Source organism: Alcaligenes sp. NLF5-7 (assembly GCF_024266725.1).
GTDB classification, from domain to species: domain Bacteria; phylum Pseudomonadota; class Gammaproteobacteria; order Burkholderiales; family Burkholderiaceae_B; genus Alcaligenes; species Alcaligenes phenolicus.
Window position 1 is genome coordinate 2,757,939 of the sequence record NZ_CP100755.1, and the last position, 22,896, is coordinate 2,780,834.

Consider the following 22,896-nt stretch of genomic DNA (forward strand, 5'->3'; position numbering starts at 1 on the left):
GTGCTATCAGGGTTGGAGGCTGGACAAGGGTTTGCGCGATTCGTAAATACTGGTCAGCTCGTCCGTGCTCAGGTCACGATCCCAGATGGCCAGTTCGCCAAAGTCCATATTGATGTCGCTGCGACCCCAGCGTTTGTAGTACTGGCCGGTAACGTCTTCGTTCAGCCCCAGTTCGCTGGTGCCGGTTCCGCCCAATGCGGCGATTGTGCGGGCCTCCAAGGCTACAGACCCGAACTGCGCCCCTTTTTTGGTATCGAATACGTGCCCACGCATGATGCCTTTGGACTTGTCAATCACGACGGCTATGTAGGCCCATTGGTCGGGTGTGACGTTGTAACCCTGACTTTCATTGCGACCGCCCCCATAACCGGTGTTAAAGCGGACGTCACAACCATTGGCGTTGAACAGGCCCAGTGCAAAGCCGGGAGTGTTACCGGAGTCGTAGTTCTTGTTGGCCATGATGGGAGCGCCATAGCCGTGACAGTTGTCGGGGGTTCGGAACCAGAAACCGATGGTCAGTTTTTGCACACCACCTGTGCCCAGCAACTCGCGGCTCAAGGACAGGCGATAACCCCGGTTTCCATTGGCATCGGCTTTGCTACCGACCAGGCGCAAGCCCCCTTTAGGCTGGGAGGGATCCAGGAAGTCAGCAGCAATAAGTTCACCGCTCGGGACGCTAGGGCTGGATGTTTGCAGGCTGCTCCCGCCCTTAGCATCGGTAAAAGGTTGTGAGCTGAAGGTGTAGTAGCTGCGCAACCCATTTTTCAGCGTGTCGGCCAGCTTGGGAGGGGGTTGGTACCCGACTTCAGCCTTGATGGTGGATGCGGCCTTGCCTGAACTTATCGAATAGATCAGCGAGTAAGTCTGAGCATTTTCCGATACTGGCAATGGGTCGGAGTACTGGGTTGTGCCGGCAGGCAGGGTAGCGATCAGCTTGCCGTCGCGCATGACCTGGATTTCCTGCGAGGCGTCACCATCCAGTACCCATTTCAGGTCCACCATGTTCTTGTCGGCGGGTTTGCTGAAGGACACGTTGCGCACACGAGTTTCAGCTTGCAGTGGGGAGCCACGGAAGCGGTACTGTTCGCTTTGGATGCCCAGGTGGGACAGCACAGTGGGGGCAATGTCGATAACGGCCGCCAGGGTGTTCATGTCCGTCGTGCTGGTCACGGCGCTGTCAACGGCTGGCAAGGAGGCCAGTGTCTTGTTGGTGGCGATGAAGCTGGTCTTGTTGCGGTTGAATTGCGAGCCAGTGGTGCCGCCAAATTCGTCCAGACCATAGCTGGTGGTCAGAATGACCAACCAGTCTTCCGAAGCGTCTGCCTGCTTGCGTTTTTCGATCAGGGCAAACAGTTTGTCCACTGAGGCCAGCGAGGCTTGCACGGCTTGCTGGTAGGCCTGGCCACCCATGCCACCCTCGGAGGCAGCACGGGCGGGAGCCTGGATTTGGGCCAGGATCAGGGATTTGCCTTGCTGCAGGTATTTTTCGGTTTGCTCGCTGACACAGCTGTCGGAGTCGGTACAGTTGGCTGCTTCGAGGATGCGTCCGGCCTGCAGGTCTTCACCTAGCAGCTTGCGGTAGTCGGCGGCGCTCAGGGCCATGGCGGCCTGGGGCTGCTTGTCAGCCAGGGCTAGCAGGGTGGGGGCGCTCAGTGTGGGGGCGGCAGTGCCTACGCCACGCAGGCCGTGCTGGTCTGCCCAAACGCCGGTGATCAGGGAGGCCCAGCCAGGGACGGGCAGGGTGCGTTGTTCGCTGCTGGTGCCGACATAGCCGCCGGTTTGTGCGGGGGCGATGGTCAGTGATTTCAGGGCGGGGTGCTGGCCGGCCTGACGGGCTTGCAACAAGGCTTCGTAGCTCAAGCCGTCGATGGTGACGATCAGTGCTTTTTTGCCACCCAGGGCCTGGGGTTTGTCGCCGGGTTCAACGGTAGGGGGTTCCGGGTCCACGCCAGGACTGGTGGAGCCATCATTGCCGCCGGAGCCACCACTACAAGCACTTAGCAGCAAGGCCATGGACAGAGTAAGCCCGGCTTGCTGCATGCGCTGCAATGCCGGGGACTTGGGAAGACGGGGAGAGAAGGTCATACAGCCACTCGTGTAGAAAAGTGAAAAGAGAGGCCAGACTGGGCGTGGGGGTGGGCTGCTCAGTTGGCATCGGATCAGGACTGCGGGCAGTGTAGGAAGGGCGTATGACTGCCCTGTGAACGGATCAGCAAATCCGCCGATGATTGGATTGTGTTTTATGTGAAGGGATGGACGGGGGTGGGAGCAGTGGGGCTCAAGGGCTGGCTGGCTGCGGCTTGGCAGGCATATGGCGGCTTGATGGATGGTTTGTTACGGTGGCGTGGTTTGGCGGGGTTTTAGGCGTTTTTTATGCTTTAGGCTCAAAGTTGTTGTTGTTGTTGTTGTTGTTGTTGTTGTTGTTGTTGTTGTTGTTGTTGTTGTTGTTGTTGTTGTTGTTGTTGTTGTTGTTTGCTGAGCTTGAAGGTGGAGCAGGCTTGGGGGCGTTGGTTGCTGCAGAGTGGGGGGCCTGAGGCATTCTTCGTAGGGCGCTGCTCGGGGTGCCGGCACAGGGGCGCGGGGCGGACCACTTGCCGACGCTGCGCGTCGGTGCCCTTGGCAGAGTGACAATCGGGGCGCAGCCTGAACTCGCCCGGTGGTTTGTCCCCCGGACAAACCACAAGCGTCGGGCTCAAGCAGCAGGCTGCTCGCATCCCCGATCGTCACTCCGCCTGCGGCAAGTGGTCTGACTCGCCCCGCGCCCCTGTGCTGGCACCCCGAGCAGCTCTCAATGGCTTCGAGAGTGAGGTCGGGAATCGTTGTTTGGGTGGAGTGCTGGTTTGAGTTGTGATGGGGCAGGATCGTTGTTCGGGCTGACTTTAAAACCGTCCGGGGGGAGGGCGTCATGTCACCCCGTCAGTTCGAACCCAGAGTCGAGGCGAGTGGAGATGGTGAACGGAGGGGGGGGCCGTTGGGCCGCTAAAGATAGTGGTCAGCTAGCTAGAGCAGCCAACTCAAGCGGCTCTTGCTGGAAACATCGAGAGATTGAGGATGAACAATTTCTACAGCGCGCTTGGCGAATGTATGGGGAATGCCAGCATGGTGGGTTCGCTCAGTCCTGTCAGGGCTTGGATGACTTTTTGGGCTTGGTCCACGGGGGCGCTGCTGATGAAGGCGCTGTTGCCTGCTTGGGCTTGTGTGTTCAGGCAGTTGGCCTGCTCCAGGCGACGGTGCACTTGGGCGGCGACGGCAAAGGACGGTTCCAGAATATGGAAGCGCGAGCCGCTGATGGCTTCGATTGTGGGACGTAAAAAGGGGTAGTGTGTGCAGCCCAGGACCAGGGTATCGGCCTGGCTTTGCAGGGCGGGGGCCAATCGTTCTTTGAGTTCTGCTTCGATTTCCGGGCCTGACAGTTGCAGGGCCTCGACCCGGTCGGCCAGCCCTGGACAGGGAATGCGTATGACTTCCACGTCGTTGGCATAGCGGTCAATCAGGTTTTGCAGGCCGCCGCTGTCCAGGGTGCGGCTGGTGGCCATCAGGGCGACGCTACGGCTACGGCTCAGGGCGGCAGCCGGTTTTATGGCGGGTTCGATGGCGATGATGGGGATGGAAAGCCTGGAGCGCAGGGCGGGGGCGGCTACCAGTGTGGCGGTGTTGCAGGCGATGACCAGTGCCTTGCAGCCTTGGTCTACCAGCAATTGAGTCATTTGCAGGGTACGCTCCACAATCCATTTGGGGGATCGGTCTCCGTAGGGAGCGTATCGGGAGTCGGCCAGGTAGAGCAAATGCTCGTTGGGCAGGGATTGGCGCAGGGCACGCCAGATGGACAATCCGCCCACGCCCGAATCAAACACGCCAATAGGGGCTTGTGCAAAAACGGCGGGGCGGGATGGACTCATGGCGCTGAACGATGCTTGTGGGGCAAAAATTCTATTATGGCGCTTTTGTGGTGTTTGGAGCAGTGGCTTCAGCCTGGTTTACAGCGGCTGTCTCCTTTAGGCCCTGTTCCAGGTCTTGGTTGGTGTGTGGGGCGGTCTTTCCATGACCGCCCTGTTGCTGCGTTCAAGCCAGGTTCTTCAGGACGCCTCCCACCGCATCGAAGAGCGAGTTGAGTTGCTCGGGGGTAGAGGTAAAGGTGGGGCCAAATTGCAGGGTGTCGCCACCAAAGCGTACGTAAAAGCCCTGTTTCCAAAGTTGCAGTCCCGCTTCAAAGGGGCGGATGGCGGGGTCGCCATTCCGTGGGGCGAGCTGGATGGCACCTGCCAGGCCGCAGTTGCGGATGTCGATGACATTCGGGCTGTCGCGCAACTGGTGCAGGGCTTGTTCAAAATGCGGAGCCAGTTCAGCGGAGCGTTGCAGCAGATTATCCTGTTCCAGCAACTCCAGGGCAGCCAGTCCAGCGGCGCAGGCGACGGGGTGGGCAGAGTAGGTATGACCGTGGCTGAATTCCACGGCGTGCAGTGGCAAGTCCTGGCCCATGAAGGTTTGGTAGATTTCCTTGCTGGCAACGACCGCGCCCATGGGGATGGCACCGTTGGTCAACTGCTTGGCCATGGTCATGATGTCGGGGGTGACGCCAAAGTATTCGGCCCCGGTATAGGTTCCCAGGCGGCCCAGGCCGGTGATGACCTCATCAAAGACCAGCAAAATGTTGTGCTGATCGCAAATCTGGCGCAGGCGTTGCAGGTAGCCGGTAGGTGGCACCAGTACGCCTGCCGATCCGGAGACGGGTTCGACAAAAACGGCGGCGATGGTACTGGCGTCGTGCAATTCGATCAGTTTCAGCAGTTCGTCGGCCAGGGCAAGGCCCCCTGTTTCGGGCTGGCCGCGCGTGAAGGCGCAGTCTGCTTGCAGTACGTGGGGCAGGTGGTCGGCATCCATCAGTTGCCCGAACATCTTGCGGTTACCGCCTATGCCTCCCAGGCTGGTGCCGGCCACGTTCACGCCGTGGTAGCCACGAGCACGGCCAATCAGACGGGTTTTGGTCGCCTGGCCTTTAATACGCCAGTACGCCCGCACCATCTTGACGACCGTGTCGGTACATTCAGAACCGGAGTTCGTGAAGAAAACATGATCCAGACCGTCAGGGGTGTGCTGGGTCAGCTTGTCGGCCAGCTGAAAAGCAGCGGGGTGTCCAAACTGAAAGGCGGGAGAGTAGTCCAGTTGCCCGAGTTGACGATGCACGGCGGCCTGGATTTCATGGCGAGCATGTCCGGCACCACAAGTCCAAAGCCCGGACAGGCTGTCAAAAATCTGGCGGCCATCCTGATCGTACAGCCAGTTGCCTTCGGCTTTGACGACAAGGCGCGGGTCCTGCTGGAAGTGTCGGTTCGCGGTAAAGGGCATCCAGTGGGACTGAAGATTGAGTTCACTGGCAATCTGCTGTGGCGCAAAGTAGGGTGAGTTCATGGTGGTCTCCTCAAGGCGGTGAATACCCCCAGTGTAGGCAGCTAAGTTGTTGAGTAAAATACGTTTTTATTCAACTTCACTTATTGTTTTACTCACCTATATGCAACTCAAAGGACTCTTGCAGGTTTCCGATTTTGATTTGCGTCTGCTGCGTGTGTTCAGAACGGTAGCGCAAGTGGGCAGCTTTTCGGCTGCGGAAGGCGTGCTGGGCATTACACGTTCGGCCATCAGCTTGCATATGAGCGATCTGGAAAAACGTTTGGGTGGAATCCGGCTGTGTCAGCGTGGCCGGGCGGGTTTTGCCTTGACGGAAGAAGGGCGACAGGTACTGCGGGCCAGTGAAACCTTGATGGCTGCGGTGGAGAATTTCCGCAGTGAGGTGAACCAGCTGCATTCCAGTTTGCGGGGGGACTTGAATATAGGCTTGATGAATAGCCTGATCTCGCAGCCTCATATGCACATCACCTCGGCCTTGCGTGCCTTGCGGCAAAACAGTGAGGCGGTGCGCGTCCATATCAGCATGAGTACGCCGGGTGAGATTGAGCGTGGTTTACTGGACGGTCGCTTGCATATGGGTGTGCTGCCTGAAACCAATGCCTTGAGCGGGCTGGAGTATCGCACGCTTTATGCCGAACCTTATTTTCTGTATTGCTCCTGGGAACATCCTTTGTTTGCCGCGGCGCAAGAAGGGACAGTGTCTCAGGAAGTCTTGCGCCGGGCTGCAGCCATTGCGCCTGCTTATCGCATGAGCCTGGAGGCGATCGGTCAACACCAGGATCTGAATTGTGTTGCCACGGCCAGTGACCGGGAAGGGATCGCCTTTTTGATTTTGACGGGGGAATACATCGGTTTCTTGCCCGAGCACGTGGCGGCTCGCTGGGTAGAGAAGGGCCAGATGATTGCGGTGGACCCGCAGCAGCGTCAGTTCACGATTCCCTTGTCCTTGGCCATGCGTAAGGACAGGCGCGCACACGCGATTGTGGATTATTTTCTGGGCCTGTTAGATAGTGAGACTCAAAACTGAAACGGCCAGCATAAGCTGGCCGTGGGGTGGTGTCCCCAAGCGGTCAGACAGGCTTGGCACGATGCCACAGAAGGGTGCCTGTGCCCAGCTTGCCTGCGACGGTGATGGGCGTGCCTGTCGTCAGTTCGAGCTCATCCTGGGTAAGACGTGCCAACCGCGGTTGGGGAATACCGAGCCAATTGGGAGATAGGGACATATCTACAAAGTGGGTAACACACTGAGAGGTTTCATCGACCGCAAATGTTCCTGCGTAGGCCAAGTATTTGTCTAGTAGCGTTTGGCTGCTGTCTCGCTCCGTTCTGTCTTTGCTACCTAGTTGCGCTGTCACATAGCCTGTTTCTGTGTACGTCAATTGCCCAATGGGATTTGGCCCAAACCCCGGGTAATTGGGCGAGCCATCTTCCGGGACAAAATCAAAGGACACCAATTGCCAGACACCGATCAGCTTGCTACGTAAGGTATGGGCCATCAAAAACTCCTGAATAGACAGTGTTGTTGCGTTATGTAACTAAGCCATCATGCTGTCTTTTTGTTTGTTATTCAATGACTTGCCTATTCTTATTTTCTATCGTCAGGCCCTACGCTTCATGACTTTTTAAGTGGCAATGGTCGGCATAAATTACCCAGTATTTCCAGTGCGTGATCGCTGTGTTCTGTCCACGGATGGCCAAAGTTAAGACGTAGGCAATGGCTGTAATTCTGGGTAGTTGAAAAGATGGAGCCTGGTGCCAGACTGATGCCTTGTGACAGGGCCTGGCGATGCAGTTCCAAGGTCTGCACACTTTTTTCCAGCTCTACCCACAGGAAGTAGCCGCCCTCGGGGCGGGTTGCCCGAGTTCCTGCGGGGAAGTAGCGTCCCAAGGCTTTGGAGAACTGCGCATACTGGCTTTTTAGTTGAGTGCGTAAACGGCGCAGGTGTTGCTCGTACGCACCTTTTTCCAGGTAGCTGGCCAGGGCCAGTTGGGTGGGCACGGGGGACGTCAGGGTAGTAGTCAGTTTGGCTTGGGCGACTTTACGTATATAGCGTCCCGGCACAGCCCAGCCGATGCGATAGCCGGGTGCCAGGGTTTTGGAAAAAGAGGAGCAGTGCATCACCAGTCCCTGACGGTCAAAGGCTTTGGCGGGACGGGGGCGCTCCGTGTCGAAGTACAGTTCGCCGTAAACATCGTCCTCGATCAAGGGGATTTCATAGCGGGCCAGCAGCTCGACCAATTGGGCTTTTTTGGCATCGGGCATCAGGCTGCCCAGCGGGTTCTGGAAGTTGGTCATCAGCCAGCAGGCTTTTGGGGCGTGATGCTTGATCGCGTGTTCCAGCGCTTCCAGATCAATGCCTTCACGCGGGTGGGTGGGCACTTCCAGGGCTTGCAGCTTCATGCGTTCCAGCGATTGCAGCGCGGCATAAAAGGTGGGCGATTCCACCAGCACGATGTCACCCGGTTGAGTTACCGCTGCAAGACATAGGTTCAGCGCTTCCAGAGCTCCGTTGGTAATCACAATATCGTTGGCATTGATGGCCATGCCTTGAGCCAGATAGCGCAAGGCAATCTGGCGACGCAGGGGAGCGTGGCCTTGGGTCAGATCGTCCACGCTGGCCCAGGGATCTTGCTGTTTCAGACTGGCAGACAAGAAGCGGCCCAAGCGTTCCAGAGGAAAGAGCACAGGGCTGGGGAAAGCGGAGCCTAAAGGCGCTACGGAGCGCTCTGAACTGGATTGCAGGATCGCCATGATCAGGTCGCTATTGTTAACGCTGGTCGCTTGCAGCGGTGGCTGGGAGGCCGTGTCCGCCTCCAAGGTATGAGGCGCCAGGCTGGAGCAGACGTAGTAGCCCGAACGAGGACGCGCCTTGATCAAGCCTTGTGCTTCCAGTCGGTAATACGCCTGGAAAATCGTCGAGGCACTGATCTTGTGCTTATCCATCAATTGACGCACAGAGGGCATGCGCTCGCCTGCGGCAACTGTGCCGTCAAGAATGGCCTGGGCCAGTTCCTTGGCCAGCGTCTCGTACAGTTTCATGTCCTTCTGTGCTCCATCTGATACGGTAATTTCAATAAATGTAGTTTTTTTATTATCTGATGGGTATGTCTTCAAGCACAAGCAAACGGCAATTTGCGGGGCTTTCAGGACAACTGATAGGGTTTTTTAAGCTTTAACTGATTCTTGGAATGCTCTGTGCCGACAGGTAGCCTTGCCGGGTGTTTTCGTCCGTGCCCGTGTGGGCTGCGGGCCTATCTAATCAGAGGAATACCATGAACCCGACGGCGCTTTTGCTTGCCGCATTCATCCTGTCGATTGCCGGGCTTTTTGCCTTTATCTGGTCCTTGCGCAAGGGCCTGTTCGATGCTGACGTCAGTGGTGCGCGCACTATTTTTCACAAGGGCGAAATCGGCCAGCCCGAAGAGCCCTCGGCCGATGCTGCCCAACGGCAGGCGCTAAGCCTGGCGGCGGCCGACCATATTGCAGAGAACCATGGTCAGCAAACCAGCGCGCTTGAAATGGCGGCGCGTGAACAGGCCGACCGTTCCAGTTCCATGCCTGCGTTTTTACTGATTGTCTGTGCGGTAGTCTGGCTGGTGGTGGCCTCGTTTGCGGGTCTGATCAGTTCCTTGAAACTGCACTGGCCCGAGTTCCTGGGTGACGTTTCCTGGTTGAGCTTTGGCCGTCTGCGCACGATTCACCTGAACGGCGTGGCATATGGCTGGGCACCCATGGGCTTGTTGGGGCTAACGATCTGGATGTTGCCGCGCTTGCTGCAAACCCCTTTGCTGGGTGGCCGTTTGGTGATGGTGGGCGGTCTGGTCTGGAATGCTGCGCTGGTAGCGGGGATTGGTGCTTTGGCCATCGGCTTGAACGCGGGCCTGGAGTGGTTGGAAATCCCCTGGCAAATCGGTGTGCTGTTCGCCTTTGGCGGCATGATGATCGGCATGCCGCTGGCCTTGATGCTCTCGCAACGCAAGGTCAAGCACTTGTACGTGTCGGTGTGGTACATCGGCGCGGCGCTGTTCTGGTTCCCCATTCTGTATCTGGTCGCCAAGGTTCCTGGCGTGCACTTTGGGGTGGAGCAAGCCACCATGAACTGGTGGTTCGGGCATAACGTGCTGGGCTTGTTCTATACCCCCATGTCGATTGCCGCTATTTACTACTTCCTGCCCAAAGTCATTGGACGCCCTGTGCGCTCCTACAACTTGTCGCTGCTGGGTTTCTGGACGCTGGCCTTTTTCTACGGGCAGGTGGGTGCGCACCATTTGATTGGTGGTCCTATCCCTGAATGGCTGATTACCTTGTCCATCGTGCAAAGCGTGATGATGGTGATTCCGGTGCTGGCCTTCTCGGCTAACCAGCATTTGACGTTGAAGGGGCATTTCAGTGCGCTGCGTCACTCGCCCGTTCTGCGTTTCATCGTCTTTGGCGCCATGATGTACACCGTTGCGTCCCTGCAAGGTTCTGCTGAAGCCTTGCGTTCGCTGAATTCCATTACACACTTCACGCACTTCACGGTGGCTCATGCTCATCTGGGTATGTACGGCTTTGTGACCATGGTGATTTTCGGCGGAGTGTACTTTGCCTTGCCTCGCATTCTGAACACGGCCTGGCCCCGTCCTGCCTTGATCTCCTGGCACTTCTGGCTGGTGGTGGCTGGCTTTGCCGTGTACATGATCACGCTCAGCATTGGTGGCGTGCTGCAAGGTTTGGCCTTGCTGGATCCTGCCCGTGGTTTTATGGAGTCGGTGGCAGTCACCATGCCCTGGTTGCAAGGCCGTTCTATTGGCGGCGCCATGATGACGCTGGGCCATCTGGTCTTCGCCCTGCACGTACTGCTGATGATTGTGAAGTCGGGTGCGTTTGCCTTGACCGAGTCCCGCTCGGCTGCAGTGCGCCGTACCGCTGAGCTGGAGGTTTAAGGACATGGAAAACGAACTGAAGTTGATTATCGGGTCCATGGTGACCTTGTCTCTGGCAACGGCGGCCATGATTGTGGTGCCGTTTCTGCAGCTGAAAGACGAGCCTGCCCCGGAAGGTTTGTTGCCTTATACCAGTCAGGAAATACGCGGTCGGGCGGTGTATCGGGGCAATGGCTGCATTACTTGTCACACGCAGCAGCCCAGTACAACGGGCGCGGGTGTGGCGGATGCCAGCCGTGGTTGGGGGCGCGCTTCGGTGGCAGGGGATTATCACTACGACGATCCGCCTTTGCTGGGCACCATGCGTACCGGGCCGGATCTGTTCAATATTGGTGTGCGTCAGCCTAGTCAGGATTGGCATTTGGGGCACTTGTACGACCCGCGCGCTTACTCGCCGGGCAGCAATATGCCTCCCTATCGTTTCTTGTTCGAGGCCAAAGACCCGGATCAGGTACAGCCCGATGAGCGTGTGGTGAGCCTGCCGCCAGGTGTGGCACCGGAAGGCAAGGTGGTGGTGGCTCGTCCGGAGGCTTTGGATCTGGTGGTGTATTTGCAGTCGCTCAAGCATGTGTATCCGATCTTGAGTGCGGATGCCGTGGGAGGTGAGGAATGAGTCGCCCTGTGCAAAGTCGTCAAAGCGAGAATGCAGATCCTCACGAGCAGTACAACCCGGTTCCGCGCGTAGTGATTCTGGTGATTTTGGCCTTGCTGGCCTGGGCGGTGTATTACATCGTCTCGGCTCAGCCCAACAGCTCTCCGCGTTTGGGGGATCAGCGTCCTTTGGCGGTTCTGGCTCCTGCGCCTGGCAGTGCATCTGCGGATGGTAAGCAGTTGTATGCCAATGCCTGTGTGGCGTGTCATCAGGCGACGGGGCAAGGTTTGCCAGGGGTGTTCCCGCCTTTGGCGGACTCAGAGTGGGTGAAGGGTGACCCCAAGGTACTGGCGCAATTGGTGCTGCAAGGGGTTACGGGAGCTATCACGGTGAAAGGTCAGGAATATCAGGGGGCGATGCCTGCATTTGCAGAGCAGTTCAGTGATGCGGAGCTGGCGGCTGTGTTGAGCTTTATTCGCCATGAGTGGGGGAATGAGGAGGATGCCATTACCCCCGAGTTTGTTGCCCAGGAGCGGGCTGCCAGTGGGGATCGTAGTCAGCCTTGGCAAGGGGAGAAGGAACTGTTGGAGTGGATTGCGGCGCATTGAGGTGGCTGCGATGAGTTCTTCTGGAATTAATAATTAGAAGCACGTTTTGAAACGGTAGTACGCCGGGAACAGGCCCCCGGCTTTTGAACCGATATCTCGCCCGACCCCAGGGTTGGAGATGTCGGTTTTTTTTTGTTGGGTGTCTCGGTGTGGGGACGCCGCTTGGGGGCCGGGTCCAGGGGGGCGGGCTTGACTACTTGCCGATGCTGCGCATCGGTACCCTTGTCGATTCTGATATCCGGGCGCCCTGTGAACTCGCCCGGTGATTGGTCCCCCGGACCAATCACAAGCGTCGGGCTCAAACAGCACAGGACTTGCATCCCGGATATCAGAACCGCCTGCGGCAAGCAGTCTGAATCGCCCGCCCCCCTGGGCCCGGCCCCCAAGCGGCTCACAACGGAGAAATATACAAAACCGATTTGTGGCGGAAGGAAGTGCTGGTTGTAGCGCGGACGGGGGGCTGTCTAGTGTTTTTGGGTTTGGTGCTTGGTGGGGCCAGGGCTTGTGGTTGGCCGAGTTGTTGTGATGAGTTGAAGGGCTACTGCGATTGGGCGGAGTGCGGCCAGTTGAAAAAGCCCAAAAGTATTCAGCAATGATAATTAGCATGCCTGCAGTATTCACACGCTGATGACAGGTATCGATCTGTAGCGAGAGCTCGTAAATCAGTAGTTTTTAGAAGGGCGCTTTGAGGGTTGCCGCTTAAGAATAAAGATCTAGGCATTGAGATCTGTCCATGCCGTGCCTGGATTTGGGAAGTAAACCGACTTGAATCGTGGATATGTATCACTGTGAACCACTTGGGTCCCTCTGCAGGGATTGGGCGGATCAGAGTACTTGCCGCGGGCAGGAGATAGCGTAGGGGTGCAAGCATCCTGCTGTTTGAGCGGGGCGCTTGTGGTTCGTCCGGGGGACGAACCACCCCGCGAGTTCAGGATGCGCCCGTAGCTATCTCCTGACTAGGGCACCGGTGCGCAGCACCGGCAAGTGCTCAGCCCAATCCCTGCAGAGGGCCCCAAGTGGTGGCTTCACGGAGACCGATCTCATCATTCAAAGACCGATTTAACTCTCCGTGAAACCCCACTTATAAAAAGCAGACTTACGCCGCCTTCTTCCGTAATGTCAGCCACAGACCCGCCAAGATAGCCACCAGTCCCAGCCCTGCGCGAGCTGCCAAGGTATTCCCCAGAATCAGGAAATCCAATCCCGCCGTCACCACAGGAACCAGATAAAACAGGCTAGTGACATTGACCAGATTCCCGCTGCGAATCATGCGATACAGCAGTAACTGGGCCAGTACGGAAATCACCAGACCAAGCCAGACCACCGGTCCCCAAAAGCCCAATGTGTTCTCCCAGCGGATTTCTTGTCCCAAACCCAGGGACGCAAGAATAAACAAGCCCAGAGACAAGGAATACTGCAAAGGCATTCCTTGCAAAGCCCCCACGGGCTGACGCTTTTGAACAATGGTCCCCACAGTGATGCTCAACAAAGCAGCAATTGCAAATACCAGACCCATCACGGACAAACGGCTGACAATCAGGCTTTGATACACCACCAGAATCAGTCCTGTCAGCGATAGTGCCAAACCGGCCACACGGCTCAAAGAAAAACGCCGCTCGGTCAAAGCCAAGGTCAGAATTGGCTGCACACCCAGGATCGTCGCCAGCAGACCCGGTGTGATCCCTTGAGCCAGGGTTTCAAAATAGAAAAACGAATACAGCCCGATCATCAGCAAACCGCTGATAGCTGGCAGCAGACGTTGCCCTTTGGGCGGCAGCCAGCCGCCATTGAAGTGCCCCAGCATGATCACCATAGGTAGGGCGATGGCAAAACGCAGGATCAGCATGGCCATAACCGAGCCATGATCCAGACCGATACGCGTGAAAATACCCGCGCTGCCCCAAAGCAGCACGAACAAGGCAATAGCACCCGCTTGGGCGCGAGAAGAAGAAATCATGATGTTCTTTATCTGTCTAAATAAATTAGGTTTGTCTGCAAAGACATTCCAGGCGCATCAATGGCGCAGGAAAAGAAAAAGAGGTCTTAGGAGCAGACGCTGTAGACGCGTGTGTCGACGACGACGTCGGACACGACTGCGGCTTGATTGACGACGCCTGGGGCGACGACAGTCAACAGCAAGACAGATGGAGGGGAGCCCGCCCGCAGCGACGCGGCCCGCGACAGGGGCAGAGTGCTTGGCAAAGAGGATGCGGGGCGGTTCATGAAATAAGAATCAGATCGTTAAATCGATGAAATACTGTAGCACAAAATATATTTAGGACGCCAATAGTCAGCCGCTAGGGTAATCGCTAGTACAGACGATAGAGCAGGCTATGTAAGAATTGCACCGATCGCGATTTCAGATCGCTGCGACATTTCCGAATAGACACGACATCCGCTGCCAATGCTGCCAGCGCCGATGCCGGGCAAAAAGGCCCAGACCGGTTCAATGCTTGAACCGGTCTGGGCCTTTTTGTTTGCCTGAAATAAATCCGACCTCGTAGTTAGGTTGCGAACTATCTGGAATCCTGCTTCGCGGCACGATGCCATCGCGATACACAGAGCTCACGCAGCGTCAGCAATATCTGACGCCAGCCAGGCCGGAATCGTCACCTTGTTTTGGAGGCTTATGCCATGTTGGGTGTTGCGCTTTTCTTTATTGGGGCTGTGCTGATTGTGAATGGCGTGGGTTTGACTGGACGTATTGAAAGTCGGGACCTGGCCCCCTTTAACTTGCTGGTGGGGCTGTTGGCCCTGTTCATCAATTTGCTGGGCTTGCAGCGCGGCGAGCAAATGGCGGATTACTTTGCCGTTGCTGGTGGGCTGCTGTTTGCCTTCACCTATCTGTATCTGGCTGTGGTGCAGTGGTATGGGCTGAAAGGAGTGGGTTTTGGCTGGTATTGCCTGTTTGTTGCCATCAGCGCACTGGCCTTTGCCGGTTCTGTCAGCGATCCGCGTTTGATCGCCATGTGGCTCTTGTGGTCCAGCCTGTGGTTTCTGTTTTTCCTGGCCTTGGGACTGGGACGATCCTTGCGTATCTTGCCTGCGTATACCGTCCTGATCGGGGCCTTGACCTGCTGGTTGCCCGGCACCCTGATCATGATGGATGCCTGGTAGTTTTCATAGGAGTGCAAGCGTGGTGGGGAGCCAGAGTAATGCAGTTTTTTGGAGTAACCTGATGCTCGCTCGTAGTGTTTACCGGCAGGTCCGTCGACCTGCGCCCCTACCATGCTAGACAGGAGATGGACTTTGGCTCACAACGAACCCGTACGCGTCGGCGTTCTTTATTCCGCAACCGGCATGACCTCTACCATTGGTCAGTCGCAATGGCAGGGTACCAAACTGGCGATTGAGGAAATCAACGAGGCCGGTGGCCTGCTGGGGCGTGAACTGGTGGCGGTGTGCTACGACCCGGCGTCCAGGCCCGCTTGCTACGCTGAACAGGCCGAGCGGCTGATTGTGCAGGACCGCGTCAATGTGATCTTTGGCTGTTATATGTCCAGCAGCCGCAAGGCCGTGATCCCGATTGTGGAGAAGTGGAACAAGCTCTTGTTCTATCCCACCCTGTACGAAGGTTTCGAGTTTTCGGGCAATGTGATCTATACCGGCGCGGCGCCCAATCAGAACAGTGTGCAGCTGGCGCATTTCATGACCAGCAATTTTGGCGCGCGGGTCTACATGATTGGCTCGGACTATATCTACCCCTATGAGTCCAATCGCATCATGCGCGAGCTGGTCATGCAGCATCCCGATAGCAACGTGCTGGGCGAACACTATCTGCCATTGGATGCCAGCGAGAGCGATTACAGCCTGATCATGGAAGACATACGCCAGAAGCAGCCGGACTTTATTTTCTCCACCGTGGTGGGGGACTCCACTGCCAATCTGTATCGCGCTTATGCCAATGCGGGCTTTAATCCGCAAACCATGCCCATTGCCAGTTTGACGACCTCCGAAGCCGAGATTGCCCAGATGGGCGCGGAAATTGCCTGTGGGCACTTCACCGCTGCACCGTATTTTCAGTCCATCGAGTCGGAAGTCAATGCGCGTTGTCTGGCCAGTTTGCGCAAGCGCTTTGGGGCCGACTGCCACCCTAATCTGTGCTGGGAAGCTGCCTATTCACAGATGCATTTGTTCGCCAATGCGTATCGACAATCCGCCAGTGATGCGATCGGAGATCTGCTGCCCTACCTGCTGGGCAGTGAACTGGATGCGCCTCAGGGGCGGATCAAGATCGATCCCAATAATCACCATACTTGGCTTTATCCACGGATTGGCCGCATCAATGCCGACGGCGAATTTGCGATTGTGCGCCAGGCAACGCGCCCGGTCTCGCCCGACCCGTATCTGGTTACCCATTCCTTGGGCGACTGGACTGCCAAGCTGGATACTTTGGAGACATAAAGCGTGGCCAACTCCTCTTCCTACGGTGATGAGCCGGCAAACAAGCCTTTGCGAGTGCGGAATCGTTTTCCGCATGCCACCTCGCCGCAGCTCAAGGAACTGCGGCAATTGACGATGGTGGTCATGCATCCGGACGATAGCGATGGCCGCTTGCTGACCCAGCAACTGCAGCGTATCGGGTGTTCGGTCCAGACGATCTGGCCGCCCACGCAAAACCTGCCTTCAGGAACGGATCTGGTGTTTCTGGCCGTGCAGCCTGATCTTTTGCACCTGCGCCTGGATTGGGTCTGCGAGGAGGAAGCACCCACGATTATTGCTGTGGTCAATTATGAAAACCCCACGATAGTGTCGGCCGTGCTGGATTTGAATATTCAGGCGATCCTGCCTTCGCCCATACGCTCTTTTGGCTTGTTGTCCACGGTGGTGCTGGCGCGTAAATACCATAAAGAACTGCGCCAGCAACGTCGGCTGATCAGCAAGCTGCAAACCAAACTGATGGGGCAGCGGCATGTGGCGCAAGCCAAGACGATCTTGATGCGTACCCATCAGGTGTCCGAGGACCAGGCCTACGATTTGATTCGTGAGCAGGCCATGAATAAACGCAGCACGATTGAGGATATTTCGATTGCCATTGTGAATGCCAGTGAAGTGCTGTCCCTGGGGCAAAAAGGTTCGTCCTTGCGGGGGAACTAGCCAGGTGTTTTGGCCAGGCTGAGCTGCGGTGGCTGGCTAGAGCAGGCGCGTGATTGAAGTGGTAGGCATAGGCTTGCTTGGTAAAGAGAAAAAGGCAGAAACACTACCCGTTTTCATTCCTCCTACAATAGCGATTTTCTAGAGTACGCCGCTGCCCCAGCGTAGAGATAATGAGCCATCAGGAATATGAACAGCCCCGGTCTGCCCTTGCGGTGACATCAGAGCAGCGCGCTGCCTGGGTGCAACTGCAAAAAGACCGTGATCAGCTTCACGAGCAATTAGAGACTCTGAACCGTGGCCACCTGGATTTGAGGAAATTCTTGCTCAAGGCCAAGCGCAATAATTGGATTGCCTGCACTTTAGTGGTGATTTTTACCGCGCTTGGCTGGTTGCTGGATGCATCGGTCTGGCTGCGTTGGTATGTATTGCCGATTACGTTTTTCTGCTGCGCCTTGTTGTGGTTTGGCGGAAAGCTGCTGGATCGGCTGATGCAAAGCAAGATTGCGAATCTATCCGAGTTTTTGCAACAGACGGATGCACAAATAGAAAAAGGGCGGCCTATCTTCGAGACAGACCACCCCCAATTCGATCAAGCTTGAAGTTATTCAGTGGAGCTTGGTGTCGCCACTCCCCAACCCAAGGCCTGATACAAGGCAATTACATTCAGGTACGAGCCGGTTTCCGCTATTGCCAGTTCTTGCCGGGTCTGGTTCAGGCTGCGCTGATTTTCCAGCACTTGCTGATAGGCACCGGCTCCCACTTCATAACGCGTCAAGGCACGCTCATGGGCATTTTCCAGATGTGACGCCGCTCGAGTCAGGCTAAGCAGGCTTTCCTGATGTTGAGTCAGCCGTTGCAAAGAGCCCTGAATTTCTTCCTGAGCTTGCAACAGCACTTGTTGATAGTGCAGGCGTGATTCATCGGCCACCGCCTCCATGCCACGCAAGCGCGCTTTGGCATGGCCCAGGCGCAGGGCAGGCCATTGCATGGCAGGTGAAACATCAAAGGCACGGGCAGCATGGCCCAGGTCGCTACCTCGCAAGGCAAAAAAGCCAATAAAGCCAGCCAGATCCAGGCGGGGGTACAGCTCGGCGGTGGCGGCGGCCACTTCGTGCGAGCTGGCCAGGATTTCTTGCCGGGCGGCGCGTACGTCAGGCCGGTTGAACAGCATGGCGTTCACATCGCCTAACGGCAAGGAAGCGGCCAAGGGGGCCTTGGCGCTGGGCAACGGCGTATCAATGCTCCCGGCTTGCCCGCCGCTTAGCACCTGGATGCGCAAACGAGCCAGCTCCAGGTCGCTGCGCAGTTGGGGCACCAGGGTTTTGGCGCGCTCAAGACCAGCCTGGGCATTGTCCAGATTCTCCGGCAATTCCCGACCCAGCGAAACGCCAGCCTGCACCAGCCTGAGTGTATGCTCCCAGCTGCGTACGTCATCCTCAGCCAGAGCCAGTTGCCGTTGCAAACCTTGGGCTTGCACGTATTGGCGTGCCAGTTCAGCCGCGATAGCCTGGCGAGTCAGATCAAGTTGGTCTGCACTGGCCTCGCTGCGAGCCTGCGCAGAACGGGCCAGTTGCTCCAGACGACCGAACACATCGATCTCCCAAGTGGCCTGCATGCCAAGGCGCCAGTTCTCGGTAATACCGTGATCAATGGAGCCATCGGGCGCGGCAAATTGTGAACCGCTACGGTTGTAGCTGGCGTGGGCCGTGATGGCGGGTAGACGGTCGTGTTGGCGCTCGTCGATCAGGGCGCGGGAGGCCCGCCAGCGGGCCTGTGCCTGGGCAATATCCAGGTTGTGGTCCAGGGCCTTGGCAATCAAGGCGTTCAGTTGCGGGTCTTGCAGCAAGGTCCACCAGTTTTCGCGTTGCTCGGTGGCTTGAGCGAACTGGCTGTTCCAGTTGGTGTCGGCCAAGCTTGGAGCGGTGGGAATGGAGGTGTCCAGCCCCACAGCGCAACCGCTCAGGATCAGGCTGGGGATCACCAGTCGCAGAGCACGCGCCACAGGCGCTAGCCTGTTTGATAGTTGTGGCGTCATGATGAGTGTTCTCCAGTCGAAGGGCGCAGGGCTTGCGCCAAATCGCGCGCCCGCGGGGTGTCTGCTTGATGGGCGTGATCACGCGCCAGCAAGGTATACAAAGTCGGCAAGATAAACAGGGTGAATACCGTGCCGATCAACATGCCCGAGACCAGCACCACACCCAGGCCAAAGCGGCTGTTAGCACCCGCACCGGAGGCAAACAGCAGAGGCACCAGACCAAAGACCATGGCCCCGGTTGTCATCAGCACAGGGCGCAAACGAATGCGGGCGGCTTGCAAGATGGCTTCGGGCTTTTTCAGGCCCTCTTTGAATTGCAGTTCATTGGCAAACTCCACCATCAGAATGCCGTGCTTGCTGATCAGGCCGACCAGCGTTAACAGACCTATCTGGGTGTAGATGTTGAGCGTGCCAAATCCCAGGGCCAAAGGCAGCAGGGCACCGCACAGGGACAAGGGCACCGTCACCAGAATGATGATGGGGTCCACCAGGCTTTCGTACTGCGCGGCCAGCACCAGATAAATCACCACCAGCGCAGCCAGGAAGGCCCACACCAGAGACTGACTTTCCTGGGTGAATTGGCGCGACTCCGATTGCCAGTCATGCGTGAATCCTGCAGGCAATTGACGGGCGATGTCGTCCAGATAGCCCACCGCTTGACCCAACGTGACGCCCGGTGCTGGAATGGCTTGCAGCGTGGCCGAGTTTTGCTGGTTGAATTGGCGCAGGCTGTTGGGTTCCACTTCGCTGTGGATTTGGACCATGGCCGACAAAGGCACCAGCTCGCCATTGGCGCTGCGTACAAACTGACGTGTCAGTGCTTGAGCTGTCAGGCGCAGTTCACGCTGGCTTTGTGGAATCACGTCATACGAGCGACCATCCAGCGAAAAGCGGTTCAGGTAATTCTCGCCCACCAGCACGGCCAGGGAATCAGCAATATCTCGCAGACTAATACCCATGCTGGCCGCTTTGCTGCGGTCAATTTCCACGCGGGAAACGGGCTTGTTGTAGTCCAGATCGCTGTCTACCACGACGAACAATCCGCTTTCACGGGCTTGCTGTTTGACCCACTCCATCGTGTCGTACACCGTGCGGTAGTCGCCGGGGCTGCGCAGTACCAGTTGAACCGGCAGACCGCCGCTGGAACCGGGCAAGGGGGCAAGCTGGAAGGCGAAGATACTGCTGCCGGGAATCGCGCTGACACGTCCTTGCAGCTCACCCTGTACGGCGCTGGCATCGCGCTCGCGCTTGCTCCAGTCCTTCAGGTTGATCCCGCCAAAGCTGGCAGCCGGGCCGTCTGTCCCCACAATCAACCAGGTGCTTTCGGTTTCGGCCACTTCACGATACGTGTCATCCAGCAGCTTGCCGTCGCGCTCGGCATAGGCCAGGTTGGCATTTTGCGGAGCTTTCACGGCTGTCAGCACGCTGGCCTGATCTTCAATGGGAGCCAGCTCACTGTGCGTCATTTGATAGAGCACGGGCAGGCTGATAAAGACCAGCAAGGCCATGGCGCCCGTGATCCAGCGATGGCGCAAGGAGCGGGCCAGCAGTCGACCGTAGCGGGCCGACAGACCACCAAAGAAACTCTCTGCCAGGTGCGCCATGCGACCTTCATCTTGCTGTGAGGGCAGTAGCAAGGAACTCATCACTGGGGACAAGGTCAAGGCCACGACCCCGGATACCAGCACGGCACCGGCCAGCGTCAGGGCAAACTCTTTGAACAGTGCTCCAGTCAGGCCACCCATCAGCCCAATCGGGGCATAGACGGCGGCCAGGGTCAGGGTCATGGCGATCACTGGGCCGGCCACTTCACGTGCGCCCAATAAAGCCGCCACCACGGGTGAGCGTCCGGCGGCAATGTGACGGTGTACGTTTTCAACCACAACAATCGCATCGTCCACTACCAGTCCGATAGCCAGCACCATGGCCAGCAAGGTCAGCAAATTGATGCTGAAACCAAAGGCCAGCATCAAGGCGGCTGCTCCCAACATGGACAAGGGAATGGTAGCCAGCGGAATCAGCACGCTGCGGAAAGAACCCAGACACAGATAAATCACCAGCACCACGATAATCATGGCTTCGGTAAGGGTCTTGAGCACCTCATCAATCGAGGCCTGGATGAAGCGGGCGGTTTCAAAAGCCAGGGCCACTTCCACGCCGGGAGGCAAGGTGGCCTCAATGGCTGGGAGGCGATCACGAATGCCTTCCACAATCCGCAAGGGGTTGCCGCCGGGAGTGGGGAACAAGCCCAGGTGAATCGCGGGCAGGCCATCCATCAGGGCGCTGGTTTCCGTCGCTGCTGCTCCCAGCTCTACCTTGCCTACGTCGCGCAGTCTAACCAGCGAGGTGCCGTCTTCGCGCACGATCAGGTCCTGAAATTCGGCCACGCTGGTCAGGTCCGAATTGAGCTGAATATTGCTCAAGACATGCTGGCCTTTGACCATGCCGGGGGCGGCCTGATAGTTGTTGGCACGCACAGCCTGGGCAATATCGGCAGCCGTCAGTCCATAGCCCGCCATGCGATCCGAATCCAGCCACAGTCGCATGGCCAGTTTTTGACCACCAAAGGTCTGGATTTTCGCCACGCCATCAATGGTGGAGAACATAGGCTCCACCACGCGGGACAGATAGTCATTCAGTTCCGGGATGGAGATTGACGTCGTGGAAAAGCCTACATAGGCCACCGCAGTGGAGTCCCCGGAGGAACGTTCCACAACCGGGTCATAGGCGCCTTCAGGCAGGCGGTAGCGCACCTGGCTGACCTTGCTCATGACTTCGGTCAGGGCCTGGGTAGAGTCGCGGTTCAGCTCCATGCGCAGGGTCACGACACTGCGGCTTTGCACGGAGTTGGAGGACAGGTAATCCACCCCTTCCACCGAGGCCAGAGCCTGGGCGATGGGCTGGGTGACAAAGCCTTGCATCAGTTGTGCAGAGGCGCCGGGGTACTCGGTGGTAATCGTGATGGTGGAGTTCTCCAGCAGGGGATACTGCCGGATGGGCAGCTTGTCCAAAGAGAACAGCCCCAACATCAGGAGCAAGGCGCTGACCACCAGGGCAAGTACCGGCCGACGAACGAACAAGTCGGTAAAGCCGGGACGGGAGGTGGTGTTCATACGGGCTCCTTGTCCTTGGCGGTTTGTACTGTGGAGCCGTCCTGAATCTTGATCTGGCCGGCGCTCACAACCTTGTCGCCTTCTTTCAAGCCATCAATGATTTCGACACGCTCATCCCATTGCTCGCCAGTTTGTACGGCCACGCGCTTGACCTGCCACAGACCCTGATCCGTGGGGGAGGCCACAAACACGGTCTGGCCGTAGGCGGTGTAGGTCAATGCGGTTTCGGGCACGGTCAGGACGGGCGCTTCGGCGGGGCGCTTCAATTGAGCACGGGCGTACATCCCCGCTTTCAGGCGATTGTCCGGGTTGGGCAGCAGCGCTTGCAGGCGCACGGTGCGCGAATCTCCAATCAAGGGATCGATGGCGCTGATTTCAGCCTGGAAGTTCTCGCCTGGCCAGGCGTCCACCTGTACGTGCAGGGTCTGGCCCACCTTCAGATCCGGCAGGCTTTGCTCTGGCACGGTCAGGTTCACACGCAGTTGACTGTCATCGACCAGGCTGGCGATGGCTTGGCCGGGTTGCAAGTAGTGGCCCTGATGCAAGCTGGTGATACCGATGCGACCCGAGAAGGGGGCGGCAATCTGTTTCAAGGCCAGTTCAGCGCGTTGATATTGCAGTTGGGCCTGGGCCACAGCGTGATCGGCCTGGGCTTGATCCAACTGCTCCTGGGTAGCGGCTTGCTGTTCCTTCAGCTTGCGTACACGGGTGAGCTGAATGGCGGCCTGTTTGACCTGTGCCTGCTCGCGGCGCACGCTGGCTTGTTCCAGTTCGTCATTGAGCAAAACCAGTGGCTGGCCTGCCTTGACTTGCTGTCCGGAGGTGAAATCAATCTTGCGAATACGGCCGCTGGTCTCTGCACTGAGCAGCACTTGCTGCCAGGCTTCCAGTGCACCGACGGCATGCAAAAGACGAGGAGCGGTCTGGGACTCGACGCTGGATAGTTCGACGACGGCAGGCGGATAGGCTCCCCCTGCTTGAGCTTCTTGCGAGGCTGGCAGCAAACGCCAGCCTATGGCCAATACGCCGGCCAGAACGGGAATCATGATCCAAGTACGACGCGAACTCATGCTGCCGACCCTCCTGTCAGGGAAGAGGGCCACAAAGGCTGTTTGTTGG

Annotated in this window: 18 protein-coding genes; 9 read left to right on the forward strand and 9 right to left on the reverse strand. The window is 57.6% G+C overall.

The window, feature by feature from the left end; translation table 11 throughout:
- Positions 1–6: 6 nt before the first annotated feature.
- Positions 7–2,085, reverse strand: a complete 2,079-nt coding sequence (locus tag MID00_RS12690; protein ID WP_022983355.1) for a LamG-like jellyroll fold domain-containing protein — start codon at positions 2,083–2,085, stop codon at positions 7–9.
- A 167-nt stretch (positions 2,086–2,252) separates the two neighbouring features.
- Between MID00_RS12690 and MID00_RS12695 the strand changes: the two genes are divergently transcribed.
- A complete protein-coding gene (locus MID00_RS12695) occupies positions 2,253–2,534 on the forward strand; it encodes a hypothetical protein (RefSeq protein WP_254498910.1) in 282 nt (93 codons plus the stop codon).
- A gap of 528 nt (positions 2,535–3,062) precedes the next feature.
- Here MID00_RS12695 and murI read toward each other — a convergent pair.
- On the reverse strand, positions 3,063–3,899 hold the full coding sequence (murI, locus tag MID00_RS12700) for a glutamate racemase (protein ID WP_254498911.1): 837 nt from the start codon (positions 3,897–3,899) through the stop codon (positions 3,063–3,065).
- 163 nt (positions 3,900–4,062) lie between these two features.
- Entirely contained in the window at positions 4,063–5,409 is a 1,347-nt protein-coding gene (locus tag MID00_RS12705) for an aspartate aminotransferase family protein (protein WP_009459363.1), read from the reverse strand.
- Positions 5,410–5,509: 100 nt separating this feature from the next.
- Here MID00_RS12705 and MID00_RS12710 point away from each other — a divergent pair, with 100 nt between their 5' ends.
- Positions 5,510–6,433 carry a LysR family transcriptional regulator gene (locus MID00_RS12710; protein ID WP_021446942.1) on the forward strand — a complete coding sequence of 308 codons (924 nt, stop codon included), beginning with the start codon at positions 5,510–5,512 and terminating at the stop codon, positions 6,431–6,433.
- A 43-nt stretch (positions 6,434–6,476) separates the two neighbouring features.
- On the opposite strand, the gene MID00_RS12715 is transcribed toward MID00_RS12710, so the two are convergent.
- Both MID00_RS12715 and MID00_RS12720 read right to left on the reverse strand, forming a co-directional pair.
- A complete protein-coding gene (locus tag MID00_RS12715) occupies positions 6,477–6,902 on the reverse strand; it encodes a lipocalin-like domain-containing protein (protein ID WP_250755998.1) in 426 nt (141 codons plus the stop codon).
- A gap of 116 nt (positions 6,903–7,018) precedes the next feature.
- Positions 7,019–8,446: a PLP-dependent aminotransferase family protein gene (locus tag MID00_RS12720; protein WP_254498912.1), complete on the reverse strand. Its 1,428-nt coding sequence runs from the start codon at positions 8,444–8,446 to the stop codon at positions 7,019–7,021.
- 233 nt (positions 8,447–8,679) lie between these two features.
- Between MID00_RS12720 and MID00_RS12725 the strand changes: the two genes are divergently transcribed.
- The 3 genes from MID00_RS12725 to MID00_RS12735 are packed head-to-tail and all read left to right on the forward strand — an operon-like array spanning position 8,680 to position 11,532.
- Positions 8,680–10,332, forward strand: a complete 1,653-nt coding sequence (locus MID00_RS12725) for a cbb3-type cytochrome c oxidase subunit I (RefSeq protein ID WP_026484662.1) — start codon at positions 8,680–8,682, stop codon at positions 10,330–10,332.
- A 4-nt stretch (positions 10,333–10,336) separates the two neighbouring features.
- Positions 10,337–10,945, forward strand: coding sequence for a cbb3-type cytochrome c oxidase subunit II (locus tag MID00_RS12730; RefSeq protein WP_009459358.1), 609 nt, complete (start codon positions 10,337–10,339; stop codon positions 10,943–10,945).
- The gene (locus tag MID00_RS12735) at positions 10,942–11,532 is read left to right on the forward strand and encodes a cytochrome c (RefSeq protein ID WP_250755996.1); all 591 of its coding nucleotides are present in this window, start codon (positions 10,942–10,944) and stop codon (positions 11,530–11,532) included. Before MID00_RS12730 ends, MID00_RS12735 begins: the two co-directional genes overlap by 4 nt.
- 1,096 nt (positions 11,533–12,628) lie before the next feature.
- On the opposite strand, the gene MID00_RS12740 is transcribed toward MID00_RS12735, so the two are convergent.
- Entirely contained in the window at positions 12,629–13,489 is an 861-nt protein-coding gene (locus MID00_RS12740; protein ID WP_009459353.1) for a DMT family transporter, read from the reverse strand.
- Between the two features lie 677 nt (positions 13,490–14,166).
- On the opposite strand from MID00_RS12740, the gene MID00_RS12745 reads away from it, so the two are divergent.
- The 4 genes from MID00_RS12745 to MID00_RS12760 all read left to right on the forward strand — a co-directional run bounded on the left by MID00_RS12745 (position 14,167) and on the right by MID00_RS12760 (position 17,228).
- Entirely contained in the window at positions 14,167–14,649 is a 483-nt protein-coding gene (locus MID00_RS12745; protein WP_250755995.1) for an AmiS/UreI family transporter, read from the forward strand.
- A 132-nt stretch (positions 14,650–14,781) separates the two neighbouring features.
- Positions 14,782–15,936 carry a transporter substrate-binding domain-containing protein gene (locus MID00_RS12750; RefSeq protein WP_009459349.1) on the forward strand — a complete coding sequence of 385 codons (1,155 nt, stop codon included), beginning with the start codon at positions 14,782–14,784 and terminating at the stop codon, positions 15,934–15,936.
- A 48-nt stretch (positions 15,937–15,984) separates the two neighbouring features.
- Entirely contained in the window at positions 15,985–16,629 is a 645-nt protein-coding gene (locus MID00_RS12755; RefSeq protein ID WP_051359129.1) for an ANTAR domain-containing response regulator, read from the forward strand.
- A gap of 170 nt (positions 16,630–16,799) precedes the next feature.
- Complete coding sequence (locus tag MID00_RS12760) at positions 16,800–17,228, forward strand: hypothetical protein (protein ID WP_250755994.1); 429 nt, start codon at positions 16,800–16,802, stop codon at positions 17,226–17,228.
- A 2-nt stretch (positions 17,229–17,230) separates the two neighbouring features.
- Here MID00_RS12760 and MID00_RS12765 read toward each other — a convergent pair whose 3' ends face one another.
- The 3 genes from MID00_RS12765 to MID00_RS12775 are packed head-to-tail and all read right to left on the reverse strand — an operon-like array spanning position 17,231 to position 22,847.
- Positions 17,231–18,664, reverse strand: a complete 1,434-nt coding sequence (locus tag MID00_RS12765; RefSeq protein ID WP_254498913.1) for an efflux transporter outer membrane subunit — start codon at positions 18,662–18,664, stop codon at positions 17,231–17,233.
- A complete protein-coding gene (locus MID00_RS12770; protein WP_009459334.1) occupies positions 18,661–21,777 on the reverse strand; it encodes a MexW/MexI family multidrug efflux RND transporter permease subunit in 3,117 nt (1,038 codons plus the stop codon). Before MID00_RS12770 ends, MID00_RS12765 begins: the two co-directional genes overlap by 4 nt.
- Positions 21,774–22,847, reverse strand: coding sequence for an efflux RND transporter periplasmic adaptor subunit (locus MID00_RS12775; protein WP_009459332.1), 1,074 nt, complete (start codon positions 22,845–22,847; stop codon positions 21,774–21,776). The genes MID00_RS12770 and MID00_RS12775 overlap by 4 nt, the downstream gene beginning before the upstream one ends.
- Positions 22,848–22,896 lie beyond the last annotated feature (49 nt).